Source organism: Nitrospirota bacterium (genome assembly GCA_016212215.1).
Classification (GTDB): domain Bacteria; phylum Nitrospirota; class 9FT-COMBO-42-15; order HDB-SIOI813; family HDB-SIOI813; genus JACRGV01.
Genome location: JACRGV010000139.1, coordinates 22,891 through 45,375, shown reverse-complemented (window position 1 = coordinate 45,375; position 22,485 = coordinate 22,891). Strand labels below are relative to the sequence as shown.

General features: G+C 42.7%; 21 protein-coding genes. All 21 read left to right on the top strand.

The genetic code is table 11. The features are described from left to right. Positions 1 to 293 precede the first annotated feature (293 nt). The 21 genes from HZA08_12915 to HZA08_12815 all read left to right on the top strand — a co-directional run bounded on the left by HZA08_12915 (position 294) and on the right by HZA08_12815 (position 22,440). Positions 294 to 449, top strand: a complete 156-nt coding sequence (locus HZA08_12915) for a hypothetical protein (GenBank protein MBI5194324.1) — start codon at positions 294 to 296, stop codon at positions 447 to 449. Further along, positions 425 to 1,723, top strand: coding sequence for a flagellar hook-length control protein FliK (locus HZA08_12910; protein MBI5194323.1), 1,299 nt, complete (start codon positions 425 to 427; stop codon positions 1,721 to 1,723). The genes HZA08_12915 and HZA08_12910 overlap by 25 nt, the downstream gene beginning before the upstream one ends. Positions 1,724 to 1,740: 17 nt before the next feature. Beyond that, entirely contained in the window at positions 1,741 to 2,409 is a 669-nt protein-coding gene (locus HZA08_12905; GenBank protein ID MBI5194322.1) for a hypothetical protein, read from the top strand. A 122-nt stretch (positions 2,410 to 2,531) separates the two neighbouring features. Next, complete coding sequence (locus HZA08_12900) at positions 2,532 to 3,878, top strand: flagellar hook protein FlgE (protein ID MBI5194321.1); 1,347 nt, start codon at positions 2,532 to 2,534, stop codon at positions 3,876 to 3,878. 322 nt (positions 3,879 to 4,200) lie between these two features. Beyond that, the gene (locus tag HZA08_12895) at positions 4,201 to 4,728 is read left to right on the top strand and encodes a flagellar basal body-associated FliL family protein (protein MBI5194320.1); all 528 of its coding nucleotides are present in this window, start codon (positions 4,201 to 4,203) and stop codon (positions 4,726 to 4,728) included. Between the two features lie 77 nt (positions 4,729 to 4,805). Next, positions 4,806 to 5,774, top strand: a complete 969-nt coding sequence (gene fliM, locus HZA08_12890; GenBank protein ID MBI5194319.1) for a flagellar motor switch protein FliM — start codon at positions 4,806 to 4,808, stop codon at positions 5,772 to 5,774. 87 nt (positions 5,775 to 5,861) lie between these two features. Next, positions 5,862 to 6,266: a flagellar motor switch protein FliN gene (fliN, locus tag HZA08_12885; protein ID MBI5194318.1), complete on the top strand. Its 405-nt coding sequence runs from the start codon at positions 5,862 to 5,864 to the stop codon at positions 6,264 to 6,266. Positions 6,267 to 6,391: 125 nt separating this feature from the next. Beyond that, positions 6,392 to 7,435: a flagellar biosynthetic protein FliO gene (fliO, locus tag HZA08_12880; GenBank protein MBI5194317.1), complete on the top strand. Its 1,044-nt coding sequence runs from the start codon at positions 6,392 to 6,394 to the stop codon at positions 7,433 to 7,435. Then, positions 7,413 to 8,210, top strand: coding sequence for a flagellar type III secretion system pore protein FliP (fliP, locus tag HZA08_12875; protein MBI5194316.1), 798 nt, complete (start codon positions 7,413 to 7,415; stop codon positions 8,208 to 8,210). Before fliO ends, fliP begins: the two co-directional genes overlap by 23 nt. A gap of 61 nt (positions 8,211 to 8,271) precedes the next feature. Next, positions 8,272 to 8,541 carry a flagellar biosynthesis protein FliQ gene (gene fliQ, locus HZA08_12870; protein ID MBI5194315.1) on the top strand — a complete coding sequence of 90 codons (270 nt, stop codon included), beginning with the start codon at positions 8,272 to 8,274 and terminating at the stop codon, positions 8,539 to 8,541. Between the two features lie 169 nt (positions 8,542 to 8,710). Beyond that, on the top strand, positions 8,711 to 9,475 hold the full coding sequence (gene fliR, locus HZA08_12865; protein MBI5194314.1) for a flagellar biosynthetic protein FliR: 765 nt from the start codon (positions 8,711 to 8,713) through the stop codon (positions 9,473 to 9,475). 40 nt (positions 9,476 to 9,515) lie between these two features. Then, a complete protein-coding gene (gene flhB, locus HZA08_12860; GenBank protein MBI5194313.1) occupies positions 9,516 to 10,601 on the top strand; it encodes a flagellar biosynthesis protein FlhB in 1,086 nt (361 codons plus the stop codon). Positions 10,602 to 10,755: 154 nt separating this feature from the next. Next, positions 10,756 to 12,891, top strand: a complete 2,136-nt coding sequence (flhA, locus tag HZA08_12855; protein ID MBI5194312.1) for a flagellar biosynthesis protein FlhA — start codon at positions 10,756 to 10,758, stop codon at positions 12,889 to 12,891. Then, positions 12,881 to 14,107: a flagellar biosynthesis protein FlhF gene (gene flhF / locus HZA08_12850; protein MBI5194311.1), complete on the top strand. Its 1,227-nt coding sequence runs from the start codon at positions 12,881 to 12,883 to the stop codon at positions 14,105 to 14,107. The genes flhA and flhF overlap by 11 nt, the downstream gene beginning before the upstream one ends. A 286-nt stretch (positions 14,108 to 14,393) precedes the next feature. Continuing rightward, positions 14,394 to 15,284 (top strand): MinD/ParA family protein, encoded by an 891-nt coding sequence (locus HZA08_12845; GenBank protein ID MBI5194310.1) that lies wholly within the window; start codon positions 14,394 to 14,396, stop codon positions 15,282 to 15,284. Positions 15,285 to 15,508: 224 nt separating this feature from the next. Further along, complete coding sequence (locus HZA08_12840) at positions 15,509 to 16,285, top strand: FliA/WhiG family RNA polymerase sigma factor (protein ID MBI5194309.1); 777 nt, start codon at positions 15,509 to 15,511, stop codon at positions 16,283 to 16,285. Continuing rightward, positions 16,282 to 18,099 (top strand): PAS domain S-box protein, encoded by a 1,818-nt coding sequence (locus HZA08_12835; protein MBI5194308.1) that lies wholly within the window; start codon positions 16,282 to 16,284, stop codon positions 18,097 to 18,099. Before HZA08_12840 ends, HZA08_12835 begins: the two co-directional genes overlap by 4 nt. Next, entirely contained in the window at positions 18,047 to 18,460 is a 414-nt protein-coding gene (locus HZA08_12830) for a response regulator (protein ID MBI5194307.1), read from the top strand. Before HZA08_12835 ends, HZA08_12830 begins: the two co-directional genes overlap by 53 nt. A 6-nt stretch (positions 18,461 to 18,466) precedes the next feature. Beyond that, positions 18,467 to 19,801, top strand: a complete 1,335-nt coding sequence (locus HZA08_12825) for a PAS domain-containing protein (protein ID MBI5194306.1) — start codon at positions 18,467 to 18,469, stop codon at positions 19,799 to 19,801. Between the two features lie 21 nt (positions 19,802 to 19,822). Continuing rightward, positions 19,823 to 20,860 (top strand): response regulator, encoded by a 1,038-nt coding sequence (locus HZA08_12820; protein MBI5194305.1) that lies wholly within the window; start codon positions 19,823 to 19,825, stop codon positions 20,858 to 20,860. Positions 20,861 to 21,144: 284 nt separating this feature from the next. Continuing rightward, the gene (locus HZA08_12815) at positions 21,145 to 22,440 is read left to right on the top strand and encodes a response regulator (protein ID MBI5194304.1); all 1,296 of its coding nucleotides are present in this window, start codon (positions 21,145 to 21,147) and stop codon (positions 22,438 to 22,440) included. Positions 22,441 to 22,485: the final 45 nt, after the last annotated feature.

Sequence of the window (22,485 nt, the reverse complement as noted above, 5' to 3'; positions counted from 1 at the left end):
CGGATGAACCGTCATGAAACGGAGGTTTCACAAAGGAGGATGAAAACCACCCCCCCAAGCCCCCCCTTGTTAAGGGGGGGAAAGTTCCTTTGGTGCTCAATGGCCAACGGCAATCCCCCCCTTTGTTCAAGGGGGGGCATGGGGGGTCATTTTCGGATGAACCGTCATGAGCGGGGCGCTCACAAAGGGAAATGAAAATAGTAAACAGTGAGCAGTAAACAGGAAAGGCAGTCTTTATCTGCTAACTGCTTACCGCTTACTGCTTACTTGGGGTTATTTTCGGATGAACTCCCATGAACCGAGGGTTCACAAAGGGCCATGAAAATCAGCGGGACAGGAATGTCCCGCCTATCCTCATAGATATGGATAGGCGGGGTTTTCTTACCCCGCCGGAGGTAATTTCAGATGAAAGGAACTATCTAAGTTGGCAATTCAGCAGGTTACTGTAAAACCGGAACATATAAAAAAGACAGGGCCGGTCAAAAAAACTGAAAGGCAGTCCGGCAAAGGTGAAGATATGTTCTCAACACTCCTTTCTCTTTCATTGAATATTGCCAATCAACAAATAAAAGACACCGGTCTTGCAGAAAAAAACACAGAGAATGAAAAGCCTGCTAAGGCCGCAGATAAAAAAGAAGGCAGTGATGATGAAAATAAAATGAAGGGTTCAAGGGTTCAAGTGGCCAAGGGTTCAAGTGAAACGTCTATGAGTATGCCGCTAACAAAGGATAATGAAAACCCCAACCCTCACCCCCCCGTTACTACTTCGGGGGCAAGCTTTAATCCTCTCCCTGAGGGAGAGGAAATTTCTCTCCCTTTAAAGGGGAGGGGCAGGGTGGGGATGGGGTCTTTTTCGGGTGAACCGGACATGAACGGGGCGCTCACAAAGGGGCATGAAAATCAAGGGGACAAGAATGTCCCGCCTATCCTCTTCAAAGGGAGGCGAATCCTCGAAATTCCCTCCCCCTTGAGGGGGGAGAGTCAGGGTGGGGGTGAGCTGCGAGTATCTTCGTGTGAACCTTTAATGAGCCATGAAATTACAAAGAACAACGAAAATCCCCTTCTATTTACACTGTTAGAAAAGAGTGGCGAGGGGGGAGTTGATACCACTACTGATTTTAAATTACCTGTGGATATTCTTCCAGATAGTATTGTTAATCCACAAATCGAAAACTTAGACAATAATAAATTGCTCAATGACAACGGTATGCTTGTTACTGCTGTTAAAGGGACGCCTGTTAATACAGATGGTAATAATATAAGTTCGCAATCAGTTTACAGATATGCGGATCAGGGAAATCTGGTCCAGTATATGTCACAGCAGATTATCCATGCATCTCATGTCGGGACACATACTGCAAAGATCAGTCTCAGACCGGCTGAACTTGGGGATCTCCGCCTTGATATATCTGTAGCTGATAAGAATGTAAAGGCCCTTATTGTCGTTGAGAATGAGGAGATAAAAAAGATGGTTGAATCCGGCTTTAATAGTCTCAGGGATGATTTAAAAAATCAGGGCCTTAATGTAGAGCAGTTTAGTGTAGAGATACAAAAAGATGATTTCATGGATAATTTTAAATCACTGTATGAAAGGAATGAAAAAGGTTCAAATAAATGGGAAAACATTATTGCGGGTAAAAATACCGGCAGCACGGAACATCCGTTAATGATGCCTGCTTTATTTGGAATCGGGGTAAAGGGAGGCATTAGCATATTTGCATGAAACAAGGAGGGGACAAGATGATTACATCAGTAAACAAATTTGATACATACTCAACTGATACGACAAAGAGGGAGGCAAAGAAGGCACTTGGTAAGGATGACTTTATGAAACTGCTTGTAACACAGATGCAGTTTCAGGACCCTTTGAAACCTATGGAGCATACAGAATTTACTGCACAATTGGCTCAGTTCTCGAGCCTTGATCAGCTTTTTTCCATAAACGACGGGATGAAGAAACTATCGGAAAAAGGAGGGGCAAACAGTGTTCAGGCTGTGGACTTTATTGGAAAGGAAGTAAAAGCCTCTGGAAACAAGGTTTATATTGGAAAGGATAAGTCCTCTGTAGTAATAGGTTACAACCTCTCTGATGATGTTTCAAACATTAAAGTTAACATCACTGATAAAGACGGGAATATTGTCAGGACTATTAAGGCAGGGCCGCAGGATGCAGGGGGGCATAACATTGACTGGGACGGCAGGAATAATTCCGGCAATATGGTTTCATCCGGTGAGTACGGATTTTCTATCTCTGCTGTTGACATCAATGGAAAGGAATCTGAGGTCCCGACAAATATTTCAGGTATTGTTACGGGTGTTTCGTTTGAGAATAATGTGCCTTATCTTCAGGTCGGGGAAACACGAATCATGGTGACAGATGTTAATGAGGTGAAGGAGGTGAAAAAGTAAAGAGTAGGCAGAAGTTAGAAGTAAGAAGCAAGAATAAGACAGAAACAAGAAGAAGGCAGAAGCAAGAAGCAAGAAGCAAGAAAAAACAGAAGCAAGAATTCTAAACAACAAGAGGTGATATTATGGCGGTTTTAACATCTTTATATTCAGGTATCAGCGGTTTGAATGCAAATGGTGCTGCGTTGTCTGTAATAGGTAATAATATTGCTAATGTAAATACTGTCGGATTTAAGGCGAGCAGGGCATCCTTTGCAGATGTTTTAAATGGTGCAGCAGGGGATATACAGATAGGAAGGGGGACATATCTGAGTGACGTGTCTTCAACATTTACTCAGGGTTCACTTGAGGTTACATCCAATGGACTGGACCTCGGTATTGATGGTGATGGTTTTTTCCTTGTCAGGGATTCTTCAGGCTCGCAGTTCTATTCAAGGGCCGGACAGTTCAGCATAGACAAGGAAGGGTTAGTAGTTAATAATGAAGGGCTTCACCTTCAGGGGTATCAGACAGATTCAGCCGGTAATGTTTCAGGTACTATTGATAATATAAACATTTCGTCCAATACAACATCACCAAACATTACTTCAGCTATCCAGATTACTGCAAACATGGATTCCACGGTATCTCCTGTTGCAGATGGTTTTGACATAAACAACATAACCGATACAAGTCATTTTTCAACAGCATTAAGTGTTTATGACTCACTCGGTAATGAACATGTCGTATCTGTATATTTTACAAAGATATATGAAGATACAGCCGGTGAGACAGGAAATTACTGGCAATGGAATGGTGTTGCTGATGGTGTCGGCGGGACTTCTGTTATGGCAAGGGGGTATCTGCAGTTTGATCCGACAGGGGCTTTAGTTGCAGAAAATATTGCTGATATGGACATAACGCTTAATGACCCTCCAGGTGTAACTAATCCTACAGGGGTAGATTTTCCTGACCCTATCTCCAGTTTCAATTTTAATGGCGGTGTTACACAGGGTCAGCCGATAACTTTTGATTTTGGAACAGGGACTGCAAATGGCGGATCCGGACTCGACGGTACAACCCAATTCGGGACAGCATCCGTTACCCTTTTCCAGACACAGGATGGGTACTCATCAGGGTCTTTAAAGAGCCTGAACGTAAATCAGAACGGTACTATCAGCGGACTTTATACGAATGGCCAGACCAGGGTTGTAGGACAGGTGGCACTTGGAATGTTTAATAATCCCCAGGGACTTATCAAAATGGGTAAAAATCTTTTTGCAGAGTCTTATGATTCCGGACAGGTGATAAATGGCGCCCCGGATAAAGGAGGCAGGGGAAGGCTTCTATCCAGCTCGCTTGAACTCTCCAATGTAGACCTCGCAGAAGAATTCATAAAACTAATAACAATTCAGCGTGGATTCCAGGCTAACTCAAAGGTAATCACTACCACTGATGAGATGCTGAATGACCTTATTAATCTGAAGAGATAATGGGTTCACTCAAAAATACCCTCCGGCGGGGTAAGAAAACCCCGCCTATCCATGTTCTATGAGGATAGGCGGGACATTCCTGTCCCGCTGATTTTCATGTCCCTTGTGAGCGCCTCGCTCATGACGGTTCACCCGTCAATCCCATGACATCTCAAATTTTGTTTTGACGTAATCAATGTCTCCTGCTTTGTATGGATATTTATAACTAATTGATTTATAAGGTAATATTATTTCAAAAATAGTTTAATTTGCTGGCATATTCATTGCAAAACTATATTATAAGCTGAATAAATAATTCTGAAATTTATTAAGAGAGGGGATTATGGCAAAAGAAAACGAAGATGTTAAATCAGAAGATGAAAACAAAAAAGCGGATGTCGCTCAGGCAAAGGGTAAAGGCGGGAAGCCTGGGTTAATAAAATTAGTGATAATAGCAGTTGTTGCATTAATGCTGATGGGCGGAGGTTTTTTCGGCTATAAAGTTTTCTCAAAAAAGGAACATGGTCCTGAGAAAGGGGAATTGGCAAAGGAAGAGAAGGAAAAGCATGAACCGGGGCAAATGATTGCTCTTGACCCATTTGTGATTAATCTTGCGGACGAGGATATAAAGTATCTCAAGATTACTATTAATCTTGAGGTTGATTCGGAAAAGGTTAAAGAGGAGGCAACAAACAGGATGCCGCAGATCAGGGATACGATATTGATGTTGATGACAAGCAAGACATCTGAAGATGTAAAAGATGTCGGTGGAAAATTAAAGTTACAGGATGAAATGGTTTCACGAATTAATCATAATTTATCGGTTGGGAAGGTTAAGTCAGTTTATTTTACGGAATTTGTAATGCAATAAAGACAGTGAATAGTAAATAGTGAATAGTAAGCAGTAAGCAGTTAGAAGTTAGAAAGAGGGGGGATACATACTTTCAGATGGAAAAGATACTTTCACAGGATGAGGTTAATGCATTACTTAGGGGTATAGAGAGTGGTGATGTAAATACTCATTCCGGTGATTCTGATGATAAAGATGGGGCACAGCAGTATGACCTTACCAGTCATGACCGGGTTGTCCGCGGCAGGATGCCCTCGCTTGAGATTATTAGTGAACGTTTTGCAAGGATATTCCAGATAAGCATGTCGGCCACTTTAAAGAAGGTCGTGGATGTACAGCTTGTGTCTGTTGAAGTTGTAAAGTTTGGGGATTTTATGAAACACATCCCCCTGCCATCCTGTATCAATGTTATCAAGCTAGACCCTTTGAAAGGTTTCAGTCTGCTTATTATTGACCCAAGGATGGTGTATCTATTGATAGACCATTTTTTCGGCGGGACGGGTCAGACCCATGTAAAGGTTGAAGGCAGGGATTTTACTGCTATTGAGCACAAGATAATCAACAGGATTGTGGGCCTTGCATTAAAGGATACTGAAAAGGCATGGAAACCTGTTCATCCTGTTTCTGTGCTCCTCAATCGCACAGAGATAAATCCACAGTTTGCTTCAATCGTTACACCTACAGAGGTTGTTGTAACAGTAGAATTCAGTGTGGAGATTGAATCATCACCGGGGAAATTACTTCTGTGCATCCCCTATCCTACCATTGAACCTATTAAAGAGAAACTCCAGGCCGGTTATCAGAGTGACCAGTACGAGGTTGACGGCAGATGGTTAGACAGGTTCAGGGAGCAGTTGTTTGAGTGTTCATTGAATATATCCGTGGAGCTTGGACATACAAATATAAAGGTCAGGGATATCCTGAACCTGTCAGTCGGTGATGTTATTGTGCTTGACCAGCCTGCAGAGGAATTCATTATAGCAAAAGTAGAAAAATTACCTAAGTTTCATGGAAGGCCGGGACAATTCCGCGGAAACCTTGCCTTTCAGATATTGTCACAGGGTTAAAACATTTAAATAATTTCCCCAATAATTTACCCTCCCCCCTTGTGGGGGAGGGAAGGGTGGGGGGTAAGAAGAGCGGGGGAGAAGAACATGGATGATGAAGATTTAGCGGCACAATGGGCTCAACAGTTAGAGGAAGAGTCAGCTAACATGGGTCAGGAAAAGCAACCTGAGCCTGAAAATACAAAGGTTGCCGGCTTTGCACCGTTGAAGGCCGCCGGTGTCGCCCCCGGAATGAACAATCTTGATTTCCTCCTCGATGTCTCACTTAACCTCTCAGTAAACATAGGCTCAACAAGGATGCTGATAAAAGACCTGCTGCAATTAGGCCAGGGATCAATAATAGAACTTAACAAGATCGCCGGAGAACCAATGGACGTCCTGGTAAATGACAGACTTATTGCAAGAGGCGAGGTAGTAGTAGTTAATGATAAGTTCGGGATAAGGCTGACGGATATTATGAGTCCTACGGAACGTGTAGAACAGTTAAAATGACCCCCCGACTCACAAGGCAATGGATTGATAGTTAAGGCAGGAAATGAGTGGAGCAATTAAAATGACCCCCAGACTCCCCCCCTTAACAAGGGGGGGGCAAGGGGGGGGTTATGGAGGGTACAAGTATGAAAAGAATTATACTGTTGTTGATATTGTTGGTTATGCCGGCAGGCTGGGTGGAATATTCAATAGCAGAGTCTCCGGCTCTGGTGCTTTTAAAGAATGTAGAAGTTACATCAACTGCTGAAGTTAAAAAGGTTGAATTGAAGTTTGATGGTGTACCAAATGAATTTGTCCCTTCTTATCGTGAAGAGTTTGTTCAGGTAGAGCTTAATAATACATCAGTCATTCCTCCAAAACAGTGGATTAATGTAAAAGACGGGTTTTTCAAGAATATCTTTGTATATCAATTTGATGATAAGACTGTTCGTGCGAGATTTTACACAAACGGAAATGCAATAAATCTTCAGGACAAGATTAAATTCACGAATGAAAATGACAGTATCGTTGTAACTTACAATGTATCAGGAGTCCAATCAGCAGTACCGGTTGCGCAGAATGTTCAGGGAGATGCTACTGCTGAACATTCTGAAAGCAGTGCTGATAACAATTCTGAGAATCGGGTATTAGCAGGCGGAGTTAAGGAAGATGCCGCCGCACGGCACCTGACTCCCATACCATCAGCCGCCCCGGAGATATTCGGTTCATTTGTTAAGATGATTGTCGTCCTCGGGATACTGATAGCGCTACTCCTTGTTGTGCTGTATGTTGTTAAAAAGTATCTCTGGAAAAAGATCGGAAAGGGCGGTAAGGAAGATGGTATCAAGGTTATTACAAGCGCTTATGTAGGTCCAAAAAAGTCAATAGCCCTTGTTGAGGTAGCAGGTGAGAGAATTGTTGTCGGAATTACCCCTGACAATATCTCAATGCTAACAAAAGTGAGTAAAGATATGGAATTTCATGAGGTCTTAAACGAACAGGTATCAACAGTGACAGATGATAATGTACATGGCGCCCCCTCACCCGGACCCTCTCCCCTTGGGGGAGAGGGTGCTATGTTCAGTCTCCCTCCCCTTCAAGGGGAGGGCCGGGGCGGGGATGGGGTAGCTTTGAATAACACAACAGACAAAAAGGTTGAAATTAATGATGAGCTTTGGGAAAAGGCATAACTATATAAAACATATATTAGTGACGGCAGTCATGGCCTTCTCTGCCTATTTGTATCCTGCAAGGATGGTATTTGCAGCAGAGGCCGCAGGGGGCGGATTGCCTTTACCTAATATCAATATAAGCATCGGAGGTAATCAGGGTACCGGAGGTACTGCTGTTACTGTCCAGATATTGTTTCTACTGACAATACTATCCCTTGCCCCGGCAATTATAGTTATGGTAACATCCTTTACCAGGATTGCAGTTGTACTTTCACTGCTACGCCAGGCGCTCGGTACACAGCAGATTCCTCCTAATCAGGTTATCATAAGCCTTTCCCTCTTTCTAACATTCTTCATAATGTCCCCGGTATGGAATAAGATCAATACTGAGGCTGTTCAACCTCTTATGTCTAATGAAATAAGCCAGTCTGTTGCTTATGACAGGGCTATAGTCCCTATCAGAGGCTTTATGTTAAAACAGGTAAGGGAAAAGGACCTCGCCCTTTTTATTGATATGGCTAAGATAAAAGAGCCAAAGAATGTCTCTGAGGTCCCGACTTATGTGGTAATCCCGGCCTTTATGATAAGTGAGCTGAAAACCGCTTTTCAGATAGGCTTCCTGATGTATATCCCATTTCTTGTTCTTGATATGGTAGTGGCAAGTGTACTTATGTCAATGGGTATGATGATGCTTCCTCCTGTAATGATATCCCTCCCATTTAAGCTGATGTTGTTTGTACTCGTAGACGGATGGTACCTTATAGTAGGTTCAATTGTTAAGAGCTTTGGATGATAAAAGATATTGGAATCCAGAAGTAAGAAGTAAGAAGTAAGATAATAATGTATTTAAAACTATGACGCCTGAACTTGTTATCACCATTGGCAGAAATGCCCTTGAGACGGCAATATTAATATCAGCCCCCATGCTGTTGCTGAGTCTCGTAGTAGGGATATTAATAAGCATATTTCAGGCTGTAACGCAGATTAATGAGGCAACATTAACATTTGTCCCCAAGATAATTGTAACGTTCCTAGCCTTACTTATCTTTTTCCCCTGGATGCTCAGGATAATGCTCGGATTTACTTCTACCTTATTTACGAATATACCAATGTATGTGAGGTGAGAGGCTGAAGGTAGATAGGCTGAAGACTGAAGCAAGAAGTAAGAAGTCAGAAGCAAGAAGTCAGAAGTAATGGGAGAAACATCGGGAAAACTCTCTCCCCCATAGAATTCCCCCTCCCTTGAGGGGAGGGGGGCAGGGGGAGGGTGGGCCAGGGTGGGGTTATTTTAGAATGGACTTAAACATTAACTCATTCATATTAATATTCTCAAGGGTTTTATCAATGCTTATAAGCATACCTGTCCTTGGGGCGAAGAATGTGCCTAAGGGGTATAAGATTGGGCTTGGCTTTTTTATCACACTGATTTTAATTCAGGTAGTTAATATTGATAAAAGTATAATGCCTGCTGATATTTCTGTGATGGTTATGGGGATAGGCGGGGAATTTCTGATCGGATTTATAATAGGTCTCCTTGCAAAGCTTATATTTACAGCAGTTGATATTGCAGGTGATGTAATGGGTTTTCAGATGGGGTTTTCAATAGTTAATGTAATTGACCCGCAGACAAGTTCACAGGTTCCCATTGTCGGGACGTTCCAGTCAATCCTGTGTGCGCTGATATTCCTGTCAATTAACGGTCACCACTATTTTCTTGCGGCCCTTGCAGAGAGCTTTAACATCATACCGCCATTACGGTTCGGGCTTTCAGGTGATCTATTAAACGCGATTGTTAAATTTCTGGGAGAGATATTTGTGCTTGCCATTAAGATAGGCGCGCCGGTAATGGTGGCGCTGCTTATTACCAATGTGGCCATGAGTATAGTATCAAAGACCATGCCCCAGATGAATATAATGGCAGTAGGTTTCCCAATAACGATTACGGTCGGATTAATAATAATGGGCCTCTCTTTACCGCTATTTGCTTTTCTTATTGACAGGGTATTTACAGACATGCAGGGAAATTTACTGGATATATTGAGTGTAATGAGGAGATAAGGAGATTTTATTCCCTCCCCCTTGACGGGGGAGGGGTAGGGTGGGGGGGGTTAGAGGAGATAAGATGGCTGAGCAGGATATGGAGAAGACTGAACAGGCGACGCCCAAGCATGAGGAGGAGGCACGCGAGAAAGGGCAGATTGCAAGGAGCAACGAGATACCTGCTGTTGCAGTCCTATTAATGGGGACAATGGTGCTCTATTATATATTTCCAAGGATATATGCAAATTTCCTCGACATGACCACAGGCATACTTTCTGTAAGCGGTACTATGGAATTGACTACAGAGAATATTTATCCCTTAGGCATTAATATAATCAAAAGGGTATTTTTTGTTCTGTCTCCATTCTTATTTATGGTAGTTGCAGTGGGGGTTGCATCCAATGTCCTCCAGATAGGTTTTATGTTTTCCTCCAAGGCTATGGAGGTTAAGTTCTCCCGCATCAATCCAATCGAAGGGCTGTCGAGGATATTCTCGCTGACCATTTTTGCAGAACTGGTAAAGGCATTTTTAAAGATAACTGTAGTAGGTTATACATCCTACCTGCTTATTAAACGGGAGTTCTTTAATTTCCCGGTACTTATTGAAACAGATGTCCCATATATAATGTCCTACTCCGGGATGCTTGTGATAAGGCTTTTTACATGGACAGGTACAGTGCTGGCAATACTTGCGGCAATAGATTTCGGGTTTAAAAAATGGCAGCACGTAAAGAGTATGAAGATGACAAAGGAAGAGATTAAAGAGGAATTCAGACAGTCGGAAGGCGACCCTAATGTAAAGTCAAGGATCAGGACACTCCAGATTCAGATGGCAAGAAAGCGTATGATGGCAAACGTTCCAAAGGCGGATGTTGTAATAACAAACCCGACTCATATTGCCGTTGCAATTGAATACAAACGTGAAAATATGGGAGCACCTAAGGTAATTGCAAAGGGGGCAGGGCTTGTCGCAGAAAAGATAAAAGAGATAGCAAAGGCAAACGGCGTCGTGGTTGTTGAGAACAAACCCCTTGCACGTACACTTTTCAAGGTAGTGGAGATAGGAGAAGAGATACCGGGAAACCTTTATAAGGCAGTTGCAGAGATATTGGCTTATGTGTATAGGTTGAAGAGAAAAGTATAGGTGTATAGGCCGAAGGTTGAAGGTTGAAGCAAGATATTAGAGGTAAGAAGTAAGAAGTTAGAAATAAGAGTAGAACCACTTCTACCAATTCCCTCCCCTTCAAGGGGAGGGGTAGGGTGGGGATGGGGTTTTATAAGGAAAACGGAGATAACTTATGGCAGCAGCAGCAACTGAGACTCAACCGAATAACATAATCATTACACTGGCTAAAAACAGTGACATGGCTTTAGGCCTGCTTGTTTTGGGCATAGTGGTTGTAATGATTATCCCTATACCTTCATTTATCATGGACCTTTTGCTGTCATTCAGTATTACATTTTCTATCGTGATTATGCTTGTTTCAATGTATATATTGAAGCCGATTGAGTTCTCTGTTTTTCCATCAGTGCTTCTTGTAGCTACTCTTGCAAGGTTGTCAATTAATGTGGCAACTACAAGGCTTATATTGCTGAAAGGGCATGAGGGGTCAGACGCTGCAGGAAAGGTTATAAGGGCGTTCGGGAATTTTGTTGTTGGGGGCAATTATGCAGTCGGAATAATTATCTTTGTAATACTAGTTGTAATAAATTTTGTTGTTATTACAAAAGGCGCAGGCCGTATTGCTGAGGTGGCTGCAAGATTTACACTCGATGCAATGCCCGGAAAGCAGATGAGTATTGACGCAGACCTTAATGCAGGCCAGATAGACGAGGTGGAGGCAAGGAAGCGAAGGACAGCGGTTTCAAGAGAAGCTGAATTCTACGGGGCAATGGATGGTGCAAGTAAATTTGTACGCGGTGATGCTATTGCCGGTATTATTATTACGTTGATAAATATTGTCGGTGGTCTTGTCATTGGGGTATTACAGCATGGCTTAAACATAAGTGTCGCGGCACAGAATTACACATTGCTTACCATTGGAGACGGACTTGTCAGCCAGATACCGGCACTCATAATCTCTACCTCAGCCGGTATCATAGTTACACGTGCGGCCTCTGATGCAAATCTTGGGACTGAGATTACAAGACAATTCCTTGTTCATCCCAAGGCAATAGCAATCAGCGCAGGTATCATATTCTTCTTTGGATTAATACCGGGACTTCCACATATACCATTCATAATATTTGCTATGATTACCGGGGGAATAGCATATCTCTCCAATAATATGAAGAAGACATTGATGGTAGATGGTGTATGGACAGACGGGCAGACAACAGGGAAAAAGATTAAACCGGAGAATGAGGAGAAGGCTGAGCCGCCAAAAGAAGACCATGATATGATCCCCCCGCTTGATATTATGGAATTAAACCTTGGATATGGACTCATCCCTCTCGCTGACCCTGAACAGAAGGGTGAATTAGTAGAGAGGATTAAGGCAGTGAGGCAGCAGTTTGCATCTGAAATGGGGATATTGATTCCCCCTATTCATATAAGAGACAGCTTCCAGCTTGAGTCGAACAAATATGCTATACTCATCAAAGGTTCAATGGTTGCTGGTGGTGATATCATCCCTGAACGCTTCCTTGCACTGAATCCATCCGGCACGGACAAAGGGGTACAGGGGATACCTACACAGGAGCCGTCATTCGGACTCCCTGCCCTTTGGATATTATCTCAGGATAAAGAGAGGGCCGAGCTTTCAGGATTTACAGTTGTTGATCCGTCTACAGTTATTGCCACACATCTTACAGAAGTTATAAGGTCTCATGCTCACGAGTTAATCGGAAGGCAGGAGATCCAGCTTTTACTCGACAACTTTGCTAAGAAATATCCCAAGGTAGTTGAAGAACTCGTCCCGAATCTGCTTCCGCTTGGGATAGTTGTAAGGGTCCTTCAGAACCTCTTAAAAGAGCGTGTTCCGGTAAGGGATTTTCGTACAATACTGGAGACACTTGCTGATTATGCATCTCTGACAAAAGACCCTGAGATACTAACAGAATACGTTCGCACCTGCATGTCGAGGGCCATAACAATGCAGTATCAGAATGAAAATAATCTTCATGTAATAACGATTGACCCTGTATTAGAAGAGAAGATAGGTGCATCTGTTCGTCAGACCTCGCAGGGAATGTATATTTCAATGGAACCGAGGATTGCCCATAATTTTATCAATCAGGTCAAGGGGAGCATAGAGGCGGCAAACAGAAAAGGTGTATATCCGGTGCTGCTCACTTCACCGGCGATCAGAAGTTCTTTAAGAAAGTTCCTTGAAAAATTCATCCCTAATGTAGTTGTTATGTCTTCAAGCGAGGTCTCTTCTGTTGTGGGTTTACAACCGGTTAATATAGTGAGGTATAGCGATGCAGATTAAAAAATATGAGGCAGTAGATATGCAGGAGGCATTAAAACTTATAAAAAGGGACCTCGGCCCTGATGCAGTAATTTTGTCTACAAGAGAGATAAAAAAGGGGAACGGAATATTCGGCATGTTCAGCAGGCAGGTGGTAGAGGTCACCGCTGCCAGAGATTATTCTGAGAAGGTAAAAGATAAGGCAATTGCAGCGTATTCCCCCCTCACCCACCCCTCTCCCCCCTTTATAAATGTCGGAGAGGGTAAGGGTGAGGGGTTATCAGAAGACCTGTTGAAGGAAGAGATTAACAGGATAAAGGCTGATTTTGGTGCTACTCCTGTTGAACTCAGGGAAGTAAAAACAGAGATAGGGGTACTCAAGAGCTATGTTCAGGAATTACTGCGAACCGGGGAAGATGAACAATTAAAGGGTCTTCCTGATAAACTCGTTATATTTTACAGGAAGCTTGTTTCAGAGGGCATTGATGTCACACTTTCGGGCCGTATAGTCAGGATCCTTGACAGTAAGCTTTCTGAAGAACAAAAAAATAATTTTGAGCAGATTAACAGGCTCGGTTATGAATTAATTCAAAAGCAGGTGAAGGTATCCGGCCCGGTATACAATATTGAAAAGGGACAGAAGATTGCAGTGTTTGTCGGCCCCACAGGTGTCGGCAAGACAACGACTATCGCAAAGATTGCAGCGAAATATACATTAGTAGACAAAAAGAAGGTAGCCCTTGTTACCTTTGATACCTTCAGGATTGGGGCAATTGAACAGTTGAAGATTTATGCAAAGATAATAGGACTTCCGGTTGATGTTGTGCTGACCCCTGATGAATTACCCGAGGTCGTGGAAAAGAGGAGGGACGCTGATATTATCCTGATAGATACAGCAGGCAGGAATCATAAGGATAGAGATTATATTAAAGAGATAAAAGCAATGTGGTCACACAGGCTCAAACCGGATTGTTATCTTGTGCTTGCATCAACAAGCAGTAATGAGGTACTGACTGATGTGATCAACAGGTTCAGAGAGATACCGGTTAGCGGATTATTATTTACTAAGTTAGATGAGGCAGAGAAATTCGGAATAATATTCAATGCAATGATAAAGGCCCAGAAACCATTATCATATTTTACAACAGGCCAGAGAGTGCCGGAGGATATAGAGCCGGCAGAGGCCCAGCGGTTAAGCAGATTAATACTTGGGATGGAAGGGGTAAACAGCCATTGAGAAAGGTAGCAGGTAGCAGGTGCAAGAAGTAAGAAGTAAGAAGTTAGAAGCAAGAAACCCGCTAAAGATTATTCCCTCCCCCTTGAGGGGGGAGGGTCAGGGTGGGGGTGAGCTATGGAGATTTTATGATGAACCCACATGAACTGTTGGTACACAAAGGGCAATGAAAACCCCACCCTCACCCGGACCCTCTCCCTGAGGGAGAGGGTGCCAAGTTTATTCCCTCCCCTTCAAGGGGAGGGTCAGGGTGGGGATGGGGTTTATTCTCAGATGAATCGGAGGCTAAATGGATCAGGCGATTTCGTTAAAAGAGATGATGAATAAGAAGATTGTGAACACTGAGGCGGATGTAACTCATAACAGGGTAAAGGTAATTTCTGTTACCAGCGGCAAGGGCGGGGTGGGAAAGACAAATGTAGTTGTGAACCTTGCACTTGCATTGATTAAACTCGGTAAAAGGGTTCTTGTGCTGGATGCTGATATGGGTCTGGGAAACCTTGATGTTATGTTAGGGCTTACACCTGTATATAACCTTCAGCATGTGATCAATGGGGAGAACCGCATTTCAGATGTAATAACAAAAGGCCCCGGCGGTATGATGATTCTTCCGGCAAGTTCAGGTGTGCAGGAGCTTTCTGAACTTACGGCTCAGCAAAAATTAACCCTGCTTTCAGAATTCGACACATTAGATAATTCGATTGACATAATGCTCATTGACACGGCTGCAGGCATTTCAAGTAATGTTATGTATTTTAACAGTGCAGCCCAGGATATTATTGTGGTTGCCTCTCCTGAGCCGACCTCTCTGACGGATGCTTATGCTGTAATGAAGGTATTACATACAAAGTATGGGGAATGTCATTTTAAGCTATTGGTAAATATGGTCAGTGACTCTTCAGAAGGGAAGGAGGTTTTTAAAAAACTCAGTACTGCTGCAGACCGTTTTCTTAACATCTCGATTGATTATCTGGGTTACGTCCTGAAGGATAAACACGTTGTAATGTCGGTGATGGAACAGAGACCCGTGCTTGACCTTTATCCATGGTCCAATGCCGGCAGGTGTTTTATTGAACTTGCAAGAAAGATAAACGAATGGCCTGCAAATACAAAGCTGAAAGGAAATATACAGTTTATGTGGAAGAGGCTGATGGGGCAGACGGACTGGAGCAAGATATGATAAAAACAGGTAGCAGTGAGCAGGTAGCCGTAAGCAGGAAAGACATGAACCGAGGGTTCACAAAGGACAATGAAAACCCCACCCTCACCCGGACCCTCTCCCTGAGGGAGAGGGTACTTAGTTTATTCCCTCCCCTTCAAGGGGAGGGTTAGGGTGGGGATGGGGTTGATTTTCGGATGAATAAGGGGATGATTAACGTCCTCTAAAACAAAAGGAGTGATGTCATGGAAAAGACACTGAATAAGATAGAGCAGTACAAGAAGAAGGCTGGAAAGATTAAGAAAGGGATTATTGATCCGGCGACCAGGGATAAGCTGATTCAGGAATACGGGCCAAAGATAAAATATATGGCCTACAGGCTCTCATACAGGCTACAACCTGATATTGACATAGATGACCTTATGAGTGCGGGCATTATTGGTCTCATGGATGCTATGGATAAATACGACCCCGGGAAAGAGACACTGTTTAAGACTTATGCAGAATTCAGGATTAGGGGAGCGATGCTGGATGAGATACGTGCAATGGACTGGGTACCGAGGTCAGTTAAAGAGAAATCAGGATTACTGTACAAGACTATTCTTGAATTGGAAAAGAGGCTCGGCAGGCCGCCATCTGAAGAAGAGATATCATCTCAGTTAAATATGTCAATTGCTGAATATCAGGACTTTCTTACACAGGCACATGCATCTTCGATGATCAGCATAGAGGATTTAGGGGTTAATCTTGATAATGACAGGGACGTGTTTGAATATATAGGAGCTGCAGAAGGCCGTGACCCATTATCGCTTCTCCTCAAAAAGGATACAAAGAAATCGCTTGTCATCGCTATAGAAAAACTTCCTGAAAAAGAGCGAAAGGTAATCTCCATGTACTATTATAATGAACTTACTATGAAAGAGATTGGCGCTGCCCTTGAGGTAACTGAGTCGCGCGTCTCCCAGCTCCATACGCAGGCCATGCTCAGGCTCAAGGGGAAATTACAGGAAACAAACGGATGACTGAACCGGCAATCTTAACCAGGTCAATCGGCAAACTGATTGGGTTGATGAATCTCTATTCCAATAACCATCCGGCAGTCGGCCAGGCATTATCGTCTACAATCAATAACATCAATGAATATCTTTCAGCCAATCCTGAATTAACAATAGGTGTTGCTGAACACAGGCTTATTGTAGGGGATTATTCTGTTGAAGATCCCGGCCTGAAAGAACATGAGTTTATTGAATTATTGGAAAAGGCAGGCATTGCAGGCATTACAATAGAAACAGGTGTTTCTGTTGATGAGTTAAGGCTGATGTGCACTTCGCTTACAACAAGACAGCCTGATACAGTCAGGTTTCTTTCTGATAATGGGGTTATTCACATAAAGGTAAATAATGTTTATTACGCTAAGGTTAAGGAGGGGGAAGTCATATCATCTAACTCCGGCAACTCCGGTGAATCCGGGATTGAAGATTGCACATGGGTGGATGGCCTGAATAAAGGCAGTCTTGAATCGTCCATAATGAAGATTATCAGTAAGGTTGTGAAGTCCCCTGAAGACCGGAAAAAGATTTTTTCTATCATTTTGAAACAGCTTGAATATGAGATCGAAGAGAAGGTTAAAGCAGCAACAATGACGCTTGAGGCTGAAAAGAGACAGATAACTTATGACAAGGAACGTACGGAGATGGTTCTGTCCCATGTGGCTGACGGTATGATAATGGTTGATGACAGCGGCAGGATTCTTATGATGAATGAAACTGCTGAGGCAATTTTCGGGAAAACCCTTAAAGATAAAGCAGGAAAACATATTACAGAAGGGATCGGCGAAGGACATCTGCTGGCACTCTCAAAAGATTTATCATCTGCTATGAAGGAAGGTATGGAAAAGGAGGTGGAGTTAAAGGCAGTTGATGATACAGGGCATGTACTTAAATCAAGCACAGCCCTTGTCCATAATCCGGCCGGCAAGGTTGTGGGAATGATCTCGGTTCTTACTGATATAACCAAACAGAAGGAATTGGACAGACTAAAGAAGGATTTTGTATCCCATGTAACGCATGAATTAAGGACACCGCTTGTGGCAATTAAACAGGCGTTATCTCTTATGGTTGATAAAACCTCCGGTGCTGTAAATGAACAGCAGGAGAAGATGTTGCATCTTATGAAGCGTAATATAGAGAGGCTCTCTAAGTTTATCAATGACCTGCTTGATATGGATAAGATTGAGTCAGGAAAGCTATCAGTTCATCAGGCTGCTATGGATATCCGTGCAGTAGTTAATGATGTAGTCCAGAGTTTATCACCGTGGGCATCTCATCAGGGGATAGAGCTTACTGTTGTTTCACCTGAATCCTTACCCTCTGTTTATGCTGATTCAGACAGGGTTGTACAGATACTCACTAATCTTGTCGGCAATGCAGTCAAGTTTACAGGCAGGGGGGGAAGGGTAAGTATTAATGTCAGCAATGTAAAGCTAAAAGAAGAAATGAATAAATTTCTGAAGGTTTCTGTCATAGATAACGGACGAGGTATAGCAATAGAGGATATTGACAGAATTTTTGAGAAATTTGAGCAGGCAGGGAATAAAGATTCTACGGATATTAAGGGGAGCGGTTTAGGTCTTTCTATTGTTAAATCACTTGTAGAGATTCATGGAGGAAAGATTTGGGTAGAGAGTCAATTGGGGATTGGGAGTAAATTTACTTTTTCGCTCCCTCTGTATACAGAAGTTGAGATGAGAAATCTTGTTGCAGTGTATGAAGAGAAACCAACGCATGTACAGAAAAAAGGCCTATGGCAAAGACTGGGGTTTGCAGATGGCAATTAATATCCTGTTGATTGATGATGAGGCTGATTATTCTGAGATGATGGGGTTCTGGCTTATGGCACATGGTTATTCCGTCAGAATCGCCGGGTCAGGTGAGGAAGGTTTAAATGCTATGGGAGAAAATTTGCCGGATGTTGTGTTTCTTGATATGCAGATGCCGGAAATGGATGGTGTGACAACCCTGCGGAAGATTCGAATGGAATTTCAGGATATTCCTGTAATTATGATTACAGCATACTCAACAGAAGAAAAGAAAAAAGAGGCTGAACAGATTGGAGTAAATGGATTTTTCTCAAAGGGGGATGATTTTATTAATGCAGCAAAGATGATGTCTGATATTTTATGCAAGACAAGGGGATAAAATAAGATGCCGCAAACAGATAGTGATGTTATTTATAAACCGAAATTCTTTGAAAACGTACTAAGAAATATGGTTGACCTTCTTATCATAACTAATCCGGATGCAACTATAAGATATGCCAATCAGGTTGTACTGGACGTTCTTGGATATAATATTGAGGAGATAAGGGGGATTACGGTAGGAAGACTGTTTGATGACAGTGAGATGAGATTCTTCGGGCTTATCAAGGATATTTTATCTTACGGAAGGATAAGGAATTGCGGTCTGTATATGGTGTGTAAAAATGGAGAGAAGTTTCCAGTGGTTTTAAACGGCACGGTAGAGAGGGATGCTGATAATAGGATCGAGGCAATGGTATGGGTGGCAAGGGACATGAAGGATGTTCATCAGCTTATTACAGAACTTATGGTGGCGAATGAAGAATTGGAAGAGCATGTCAGGATGCGTACAGATGAGCTTCAAATAGCAAAAGATAAGAGTGAGAAGGCATTTAAAGAACTTCAGCAGATACAGGGGCAGCTTGTACAGAGTGAGAAGATGGCCTCAATAGGTCAGCTTGCCGCCGGTATTGCACATGAGATAAATAATCCCACAGGTTTTGTTTCAAGCAATGTAAAGACAATGGAGGAATATCTTAAAGATATAAAGGCGATAATCACAGAATATGAAGAGGTAGTGAAGTCATGTGAGAAGGTGGCTGACAAAGATATTCAGGAAAAGATTAAGAGGGTAGAGGATGAAAAGCAGGCAATAGACCTACCGTTCCTTCTGAATGATTTAGACCAGATCATTCATGAAACCACAGATGGGGTTAAGCGTATTACAAAGATTGTAAAGGATTTGAGAGAGTTCTCACATACAGGCTCAGATAAACCTGAATATGCAAATATCAATAAAGGGCTTGAGAGTACGCTTAATATAGTATGGAATGAGCTTAAGTATAAGGCAGAGGTTATAACTGTATATGGAGAAGTGCCGGAGGTGTTGTGTTATTCACAGCAGTTGAATCAGGTCTTTATGAACCTGCTCGTTAATGCGGCACATGCGATTAAGGAAAAAGGAACGATAAAGGTTAATACCATGTTTGAAGATGGGTTTGTAGTTGTAGAGGTAAGTGATACAGGGGAGGGTATCCCGCCTGATAATTTGTCGAGGATATTTGAACCTTTTTTTACAACAAAGCCGGTTGGTAAAGGTACAGGGCTTGGGCTCGCTGTTACTTATGCAATTGTACAGAAACATTGCGGGGAGATTAAAGTTGAAAGTGAAGTCGGGAAAGGTACAACATTCAGGATTTACATTCATCCTGAATGTGAAAATCTAAAACGCTTAATTAAATGATTGGTGAGGGCAGCATAAAATATGGGTTCCTATACTCTTCTATTTGTTGATGATGAGACAAGTATATTAAGCTCGCTTTACAGGGTCTTCAGGAAGGAAGGATACGATATATTAAAATCCGACAATCCGGTAGAGGCATTGAATATACTTAAAGATAATAAGGTTCACCTTATATTGTCCGACTACCGTATGCCTGAGATGGATGGGGTTGCATTTATGCACGAGGCAATGAATATCCAACCGGATGCAATCAGGATAATATTGAGCGGTTACGCTGAAAGCTCTGTAATTATTTCCGCTATCAATAATGGAGGGATATTCAAGTTTCTTACAAAGCCATGGGATGATGACCTGTTAAAGCTTGAAGTCAGGCATGCGTTGGAAAGGTCAGAACTTGAAAATACGAACGCCAGGCTGATAGAAGATGTCAAAAGAAGGAATGAGATACTGAAAAATGTAAATCAGTTGCTTTCAGAGAAAATGGATGAGATACAGGAGAGTATTATCAGTACAATTGAAATGCTGATTTATCTGTCAAAGACAAAGGGCTCTGAGTTACCGGGTAATATTGATAATGCTTCGAGTATCGGCAGGGAGGTTGGGAAAAGGCTGGGGTTGGATGACAATGACATAAAGAATCTTAATATTGCCATCAGGCTTCATGACATAGGGAATGTCGGTATAGACTCCTGCATCCTGAATAAGGCTGCTGCCCTTACTCCTGAAGAATGGAAAGAGGTTCAGAAACATCCATCAATAGGCGGAAAGGTATTATCTTTTCTTAAAGGGTATGAATCTATATCAGAGATAGTAAAGTCTCATCATGAGAACTATGACGGCAGCGGGTATCCGGATGGATTGAAGGGGAAAGATATCCCGCTTTTATCAAGGATAGTTCATCTTGTTGATGCGTATGATTCCCTGACAAGCTACAGGCCATACAGGCCCCCGCTGAAACCTGATGAGATTATGAAAATCCTGAAGAACGAGCGGGGTAAGAAATTTGACCCTGAGATAATAGATGTATTTCTGGAGATGCTGGGGGAGGAGAAAGGCTGAAGGCTGAAGACTGAAGGTAGAAGCAAGAGGCGAGAAGTAAGAAGTTAGAAGCGAGAATATTCCCCCTCCAAAATTTGGAAACAAGGGAGGGGGTTAGGTATAACATCAAAATTCCCTCCCCTTCAAGGGGAGGGTTAGGGTGGGGATGGGGTTATTTTAGGATGAACCCTCATGAGCCAAGGGTTCACAAAGGGCCATGAAAATCAGCGGGACAGGAAAGTCCCGCCTATCCTCGTAGAAATGGATAGGCGGGACTTTCTTACCCCGCCGGAAGGGATTTTCGGATGAACGAAGACATATTGCCAAGACATACAATCCTGCTTGTAGATGATGAAGAGAATATCCTGAATGCACTGAACAGGACACTCAGAAAAGAAGGCTACAGGGTATTAACAGCGCCCGGCGGTGAGGCAGGACTCTCTATTGTTGACAGGGAGAGAGTGTCGCTGGTTGTCTCAGACCACAGGATGCCAGGTATGGAAGGGGTTGAATTTCTCACAGAGGTTAGAAGAAGGTCGCCGGAGACCATGAGGATGATGCTTACAGGCTATGCAGACATGAAGTCAGTAGTAGCCGCCATAAACGCCGGTCAGGTATATAGGTTTATCACAAAACCGTGGAATGATGAAGAGATAAAACTTATACTCAGGGATGCCATACGACATTATGAATTAGTTCAGGAGAATAAAGAACTTCATGCATTGACACAAAAACAAAACATTCAACTAAAAGACCTGAATTCAAATCTTGAGCAGAAGGTACTTGAACGTACACAAGAGGTAGAGTTCCTGTATAAAGATCTGGAGAAGAGCTTCTACGATTTCGTTAAGGTATTTATAGGAATGATAGAACTTAAAAGCCCGTATCTTGGGGGTCATTCAAAACGTGTTGCTGCATTATCACGCAGGCTTGCAGAAAAGGCCGGGCTGTCTTCGGAGGAAGTGTTTAATATAGAGGTAGCCTCACTTCTCCAGGATATCGGGACACTCGGTTTCCCTGAGAAGATGTTAAAGAAGAGAGAGAATGAACTTGATAATGTTGAAAAAACTCTTGTGTCCCAGCATCCCATACTTGGGCAGTCTGCACTACAGCATATAATAAAACTCAATCCAGTGGGGATTTTGATCAGACATCATCATGAAAGTTACGACGGCCATGGATTCCCTGATAATCTTAAAGGCGGCGATATTCCGGTTGGTGCCAGGATAATCGCTATCACTGATTATTTTGATTCAATGGTAAATCCCCGGGATACAAACGAACGATTATCAGTTGACCGTGTTATACATCTCCTTGATAACAGCGCAGGGAGCAGGTTTGACCCTGTTCTCGTAACTAAGTTTGCCGGACTGCTTCATGATGTAAGACACGAAAGCATAGAGAGTAACATTATTGAGATTGATATTACTGAACTTAGAGAGGGGATGGTGCTTGCCTCTGATATAAAGACTAAAAGGGGACTCCTGCTGATGTCAAAGGGTGAAACTGTTCAGTCTCTACTGTTAAACCGGATTTTGAATTTCCATAAAATTGATCCTGTTGTAATGAAGATTGCTGTGTTACAAAATAAGAGAAAATAGTAGGTTTTATATTAAAGAACTGATATGCAAATCCGATAATTCAAG

What these genes read in the sequence shown, in the direction of transcription:
- HZA08_12915 (MBI5194324.1), top strand. Translation starts at nt 294, where the DNA reads ATGAACCGAGGGTTCACAAAGGGCCATGAAAATCAGCGGGACAGGAAT.
- HZA08_12905 (MBI5194322.1), top strand. Translation starts at nt 1,741, where the DNA reads ATGATTACATCAGTAAACAAATTTGATACATACTCAACTGATACGACA.
- HZA08_12900 (MBI5194321.1), top strand. Translation starts at nt 2,532, where the DNA reads ATGGCGGTTTTAACATCTTTATATTCAGGTATCAGCGGTTTGAATGCA.
- HZA08_12895 (MBI5194320.1), top strand. Translation starts at nt 4,201, where the DNA reads ATGGCAAAAGAAAACGAAGATGTTAAATCAGAAGATGAAAACAAAAAA.
- fliM (MBI5194319.1), top strand. Translation starts at nt 4,806, where the DNA reads ATGGAAAAGATACTTTCACAGGATGAGGTTAATGCATTACTTAGGGGT.
- fliN (MBI5194318.1), top strand. Translation starts at nt 5,862, where the DNA reads ATGGATGATGAAGATTTAGCGGCACAATGGGCTCAACAGTTAGAGGAA.
- fliO (MBI5194317.1), top strand. Translation starts at nt 6,392, where the DNA reads ATGAAAAGAATTATACTGTTGTTGATATTGTTGGTTATGCCGGCAGGC.
- fliP (MBI5194316.1), top strand. Translation starts at nt 7,413, where the DNA reads ATGAGCTTTGGGAAAAGGCATAACTATATAAAACATATATTAGTGACG.
- fliQ (MBI5194315.1), top strand. Translation starts at nt 8,272, where the DNA reads ATGACGCCTGAACTTGTTATCACCATTGGCAGAAATGCCCTTGAGACG.
- fliR (MBI5194314.1), top strand. Translation starts at nt 8,711, where the DNA reads ATGGACTTAAACATTAACTCATTCATATTAATATTCTCAAGGGTTTTA.
- flhA (MBI5194312.1), top strand. Translation starts at nt 10,756, where the DNA reads ATGGCAGCAGCAGCAACTGAGACTCAACCGAATAACATAATCATTACA.
- flhF (MBI5194311.1), top strand. Translation starts at nt 12,881, where the DNA reads ATGCAGATTAAAAAATATGAGGCAGTAGATATGCAGGAGGCATTAAAA.
- HZA08_12845 (MBI5194310.1), top strand. Translation starts at nt 14,394, where the DNA reads ATGGATCAGGCGATTTCGTTAAAAGAGATGATGAATAAGAAGATTGTG.
- HZA08_12840 (MBI5194309.1), top strand. Translation starts at nt 15,509, where the DNA reads ATGGAAAAGACACTGAATAAGATAGAGCAGTACAAGAAGAAGGCTGGA.
- HZA08_12835 (MBI5194308.1), top strand. Translation starts at nt 16,282, where the DNA reads ATGACTGAACCGGCAATCTTAACCAGGTCAATCGGCAAACTGATTGGG.
- HZA08_12830 (MBI5194307.1), top strand. Translation starts at nt 18,047, where the DNA reads ATGTACAGAAAAAAGGCCTATGGCAAAGACTGGGGTTTGCAGATGGCA.
- HZA08_12825 (MBI5194306.1), top strand. Translation starts at nt 18,467, where the DNA reads ATGCCGCAAACAGATAGTGATGTTATTTATAAACCGAAATTCTTTGAA.
- HZA08_12820 (MBI5194305.1), top strand. Translation starts at nt 19,823, where the DNA reads ATGGGTTCCTATACTCTTCTATTTGTTGATGATGAGACAAGTATATTA.
- HZA08_12815 (MBI5194304.1), top strand. Translation starts at nt 21,145, where the DNA reads ATGAACGAAGACATATTGCCAAGACATACAATCCTGCTTGTAGATGAT.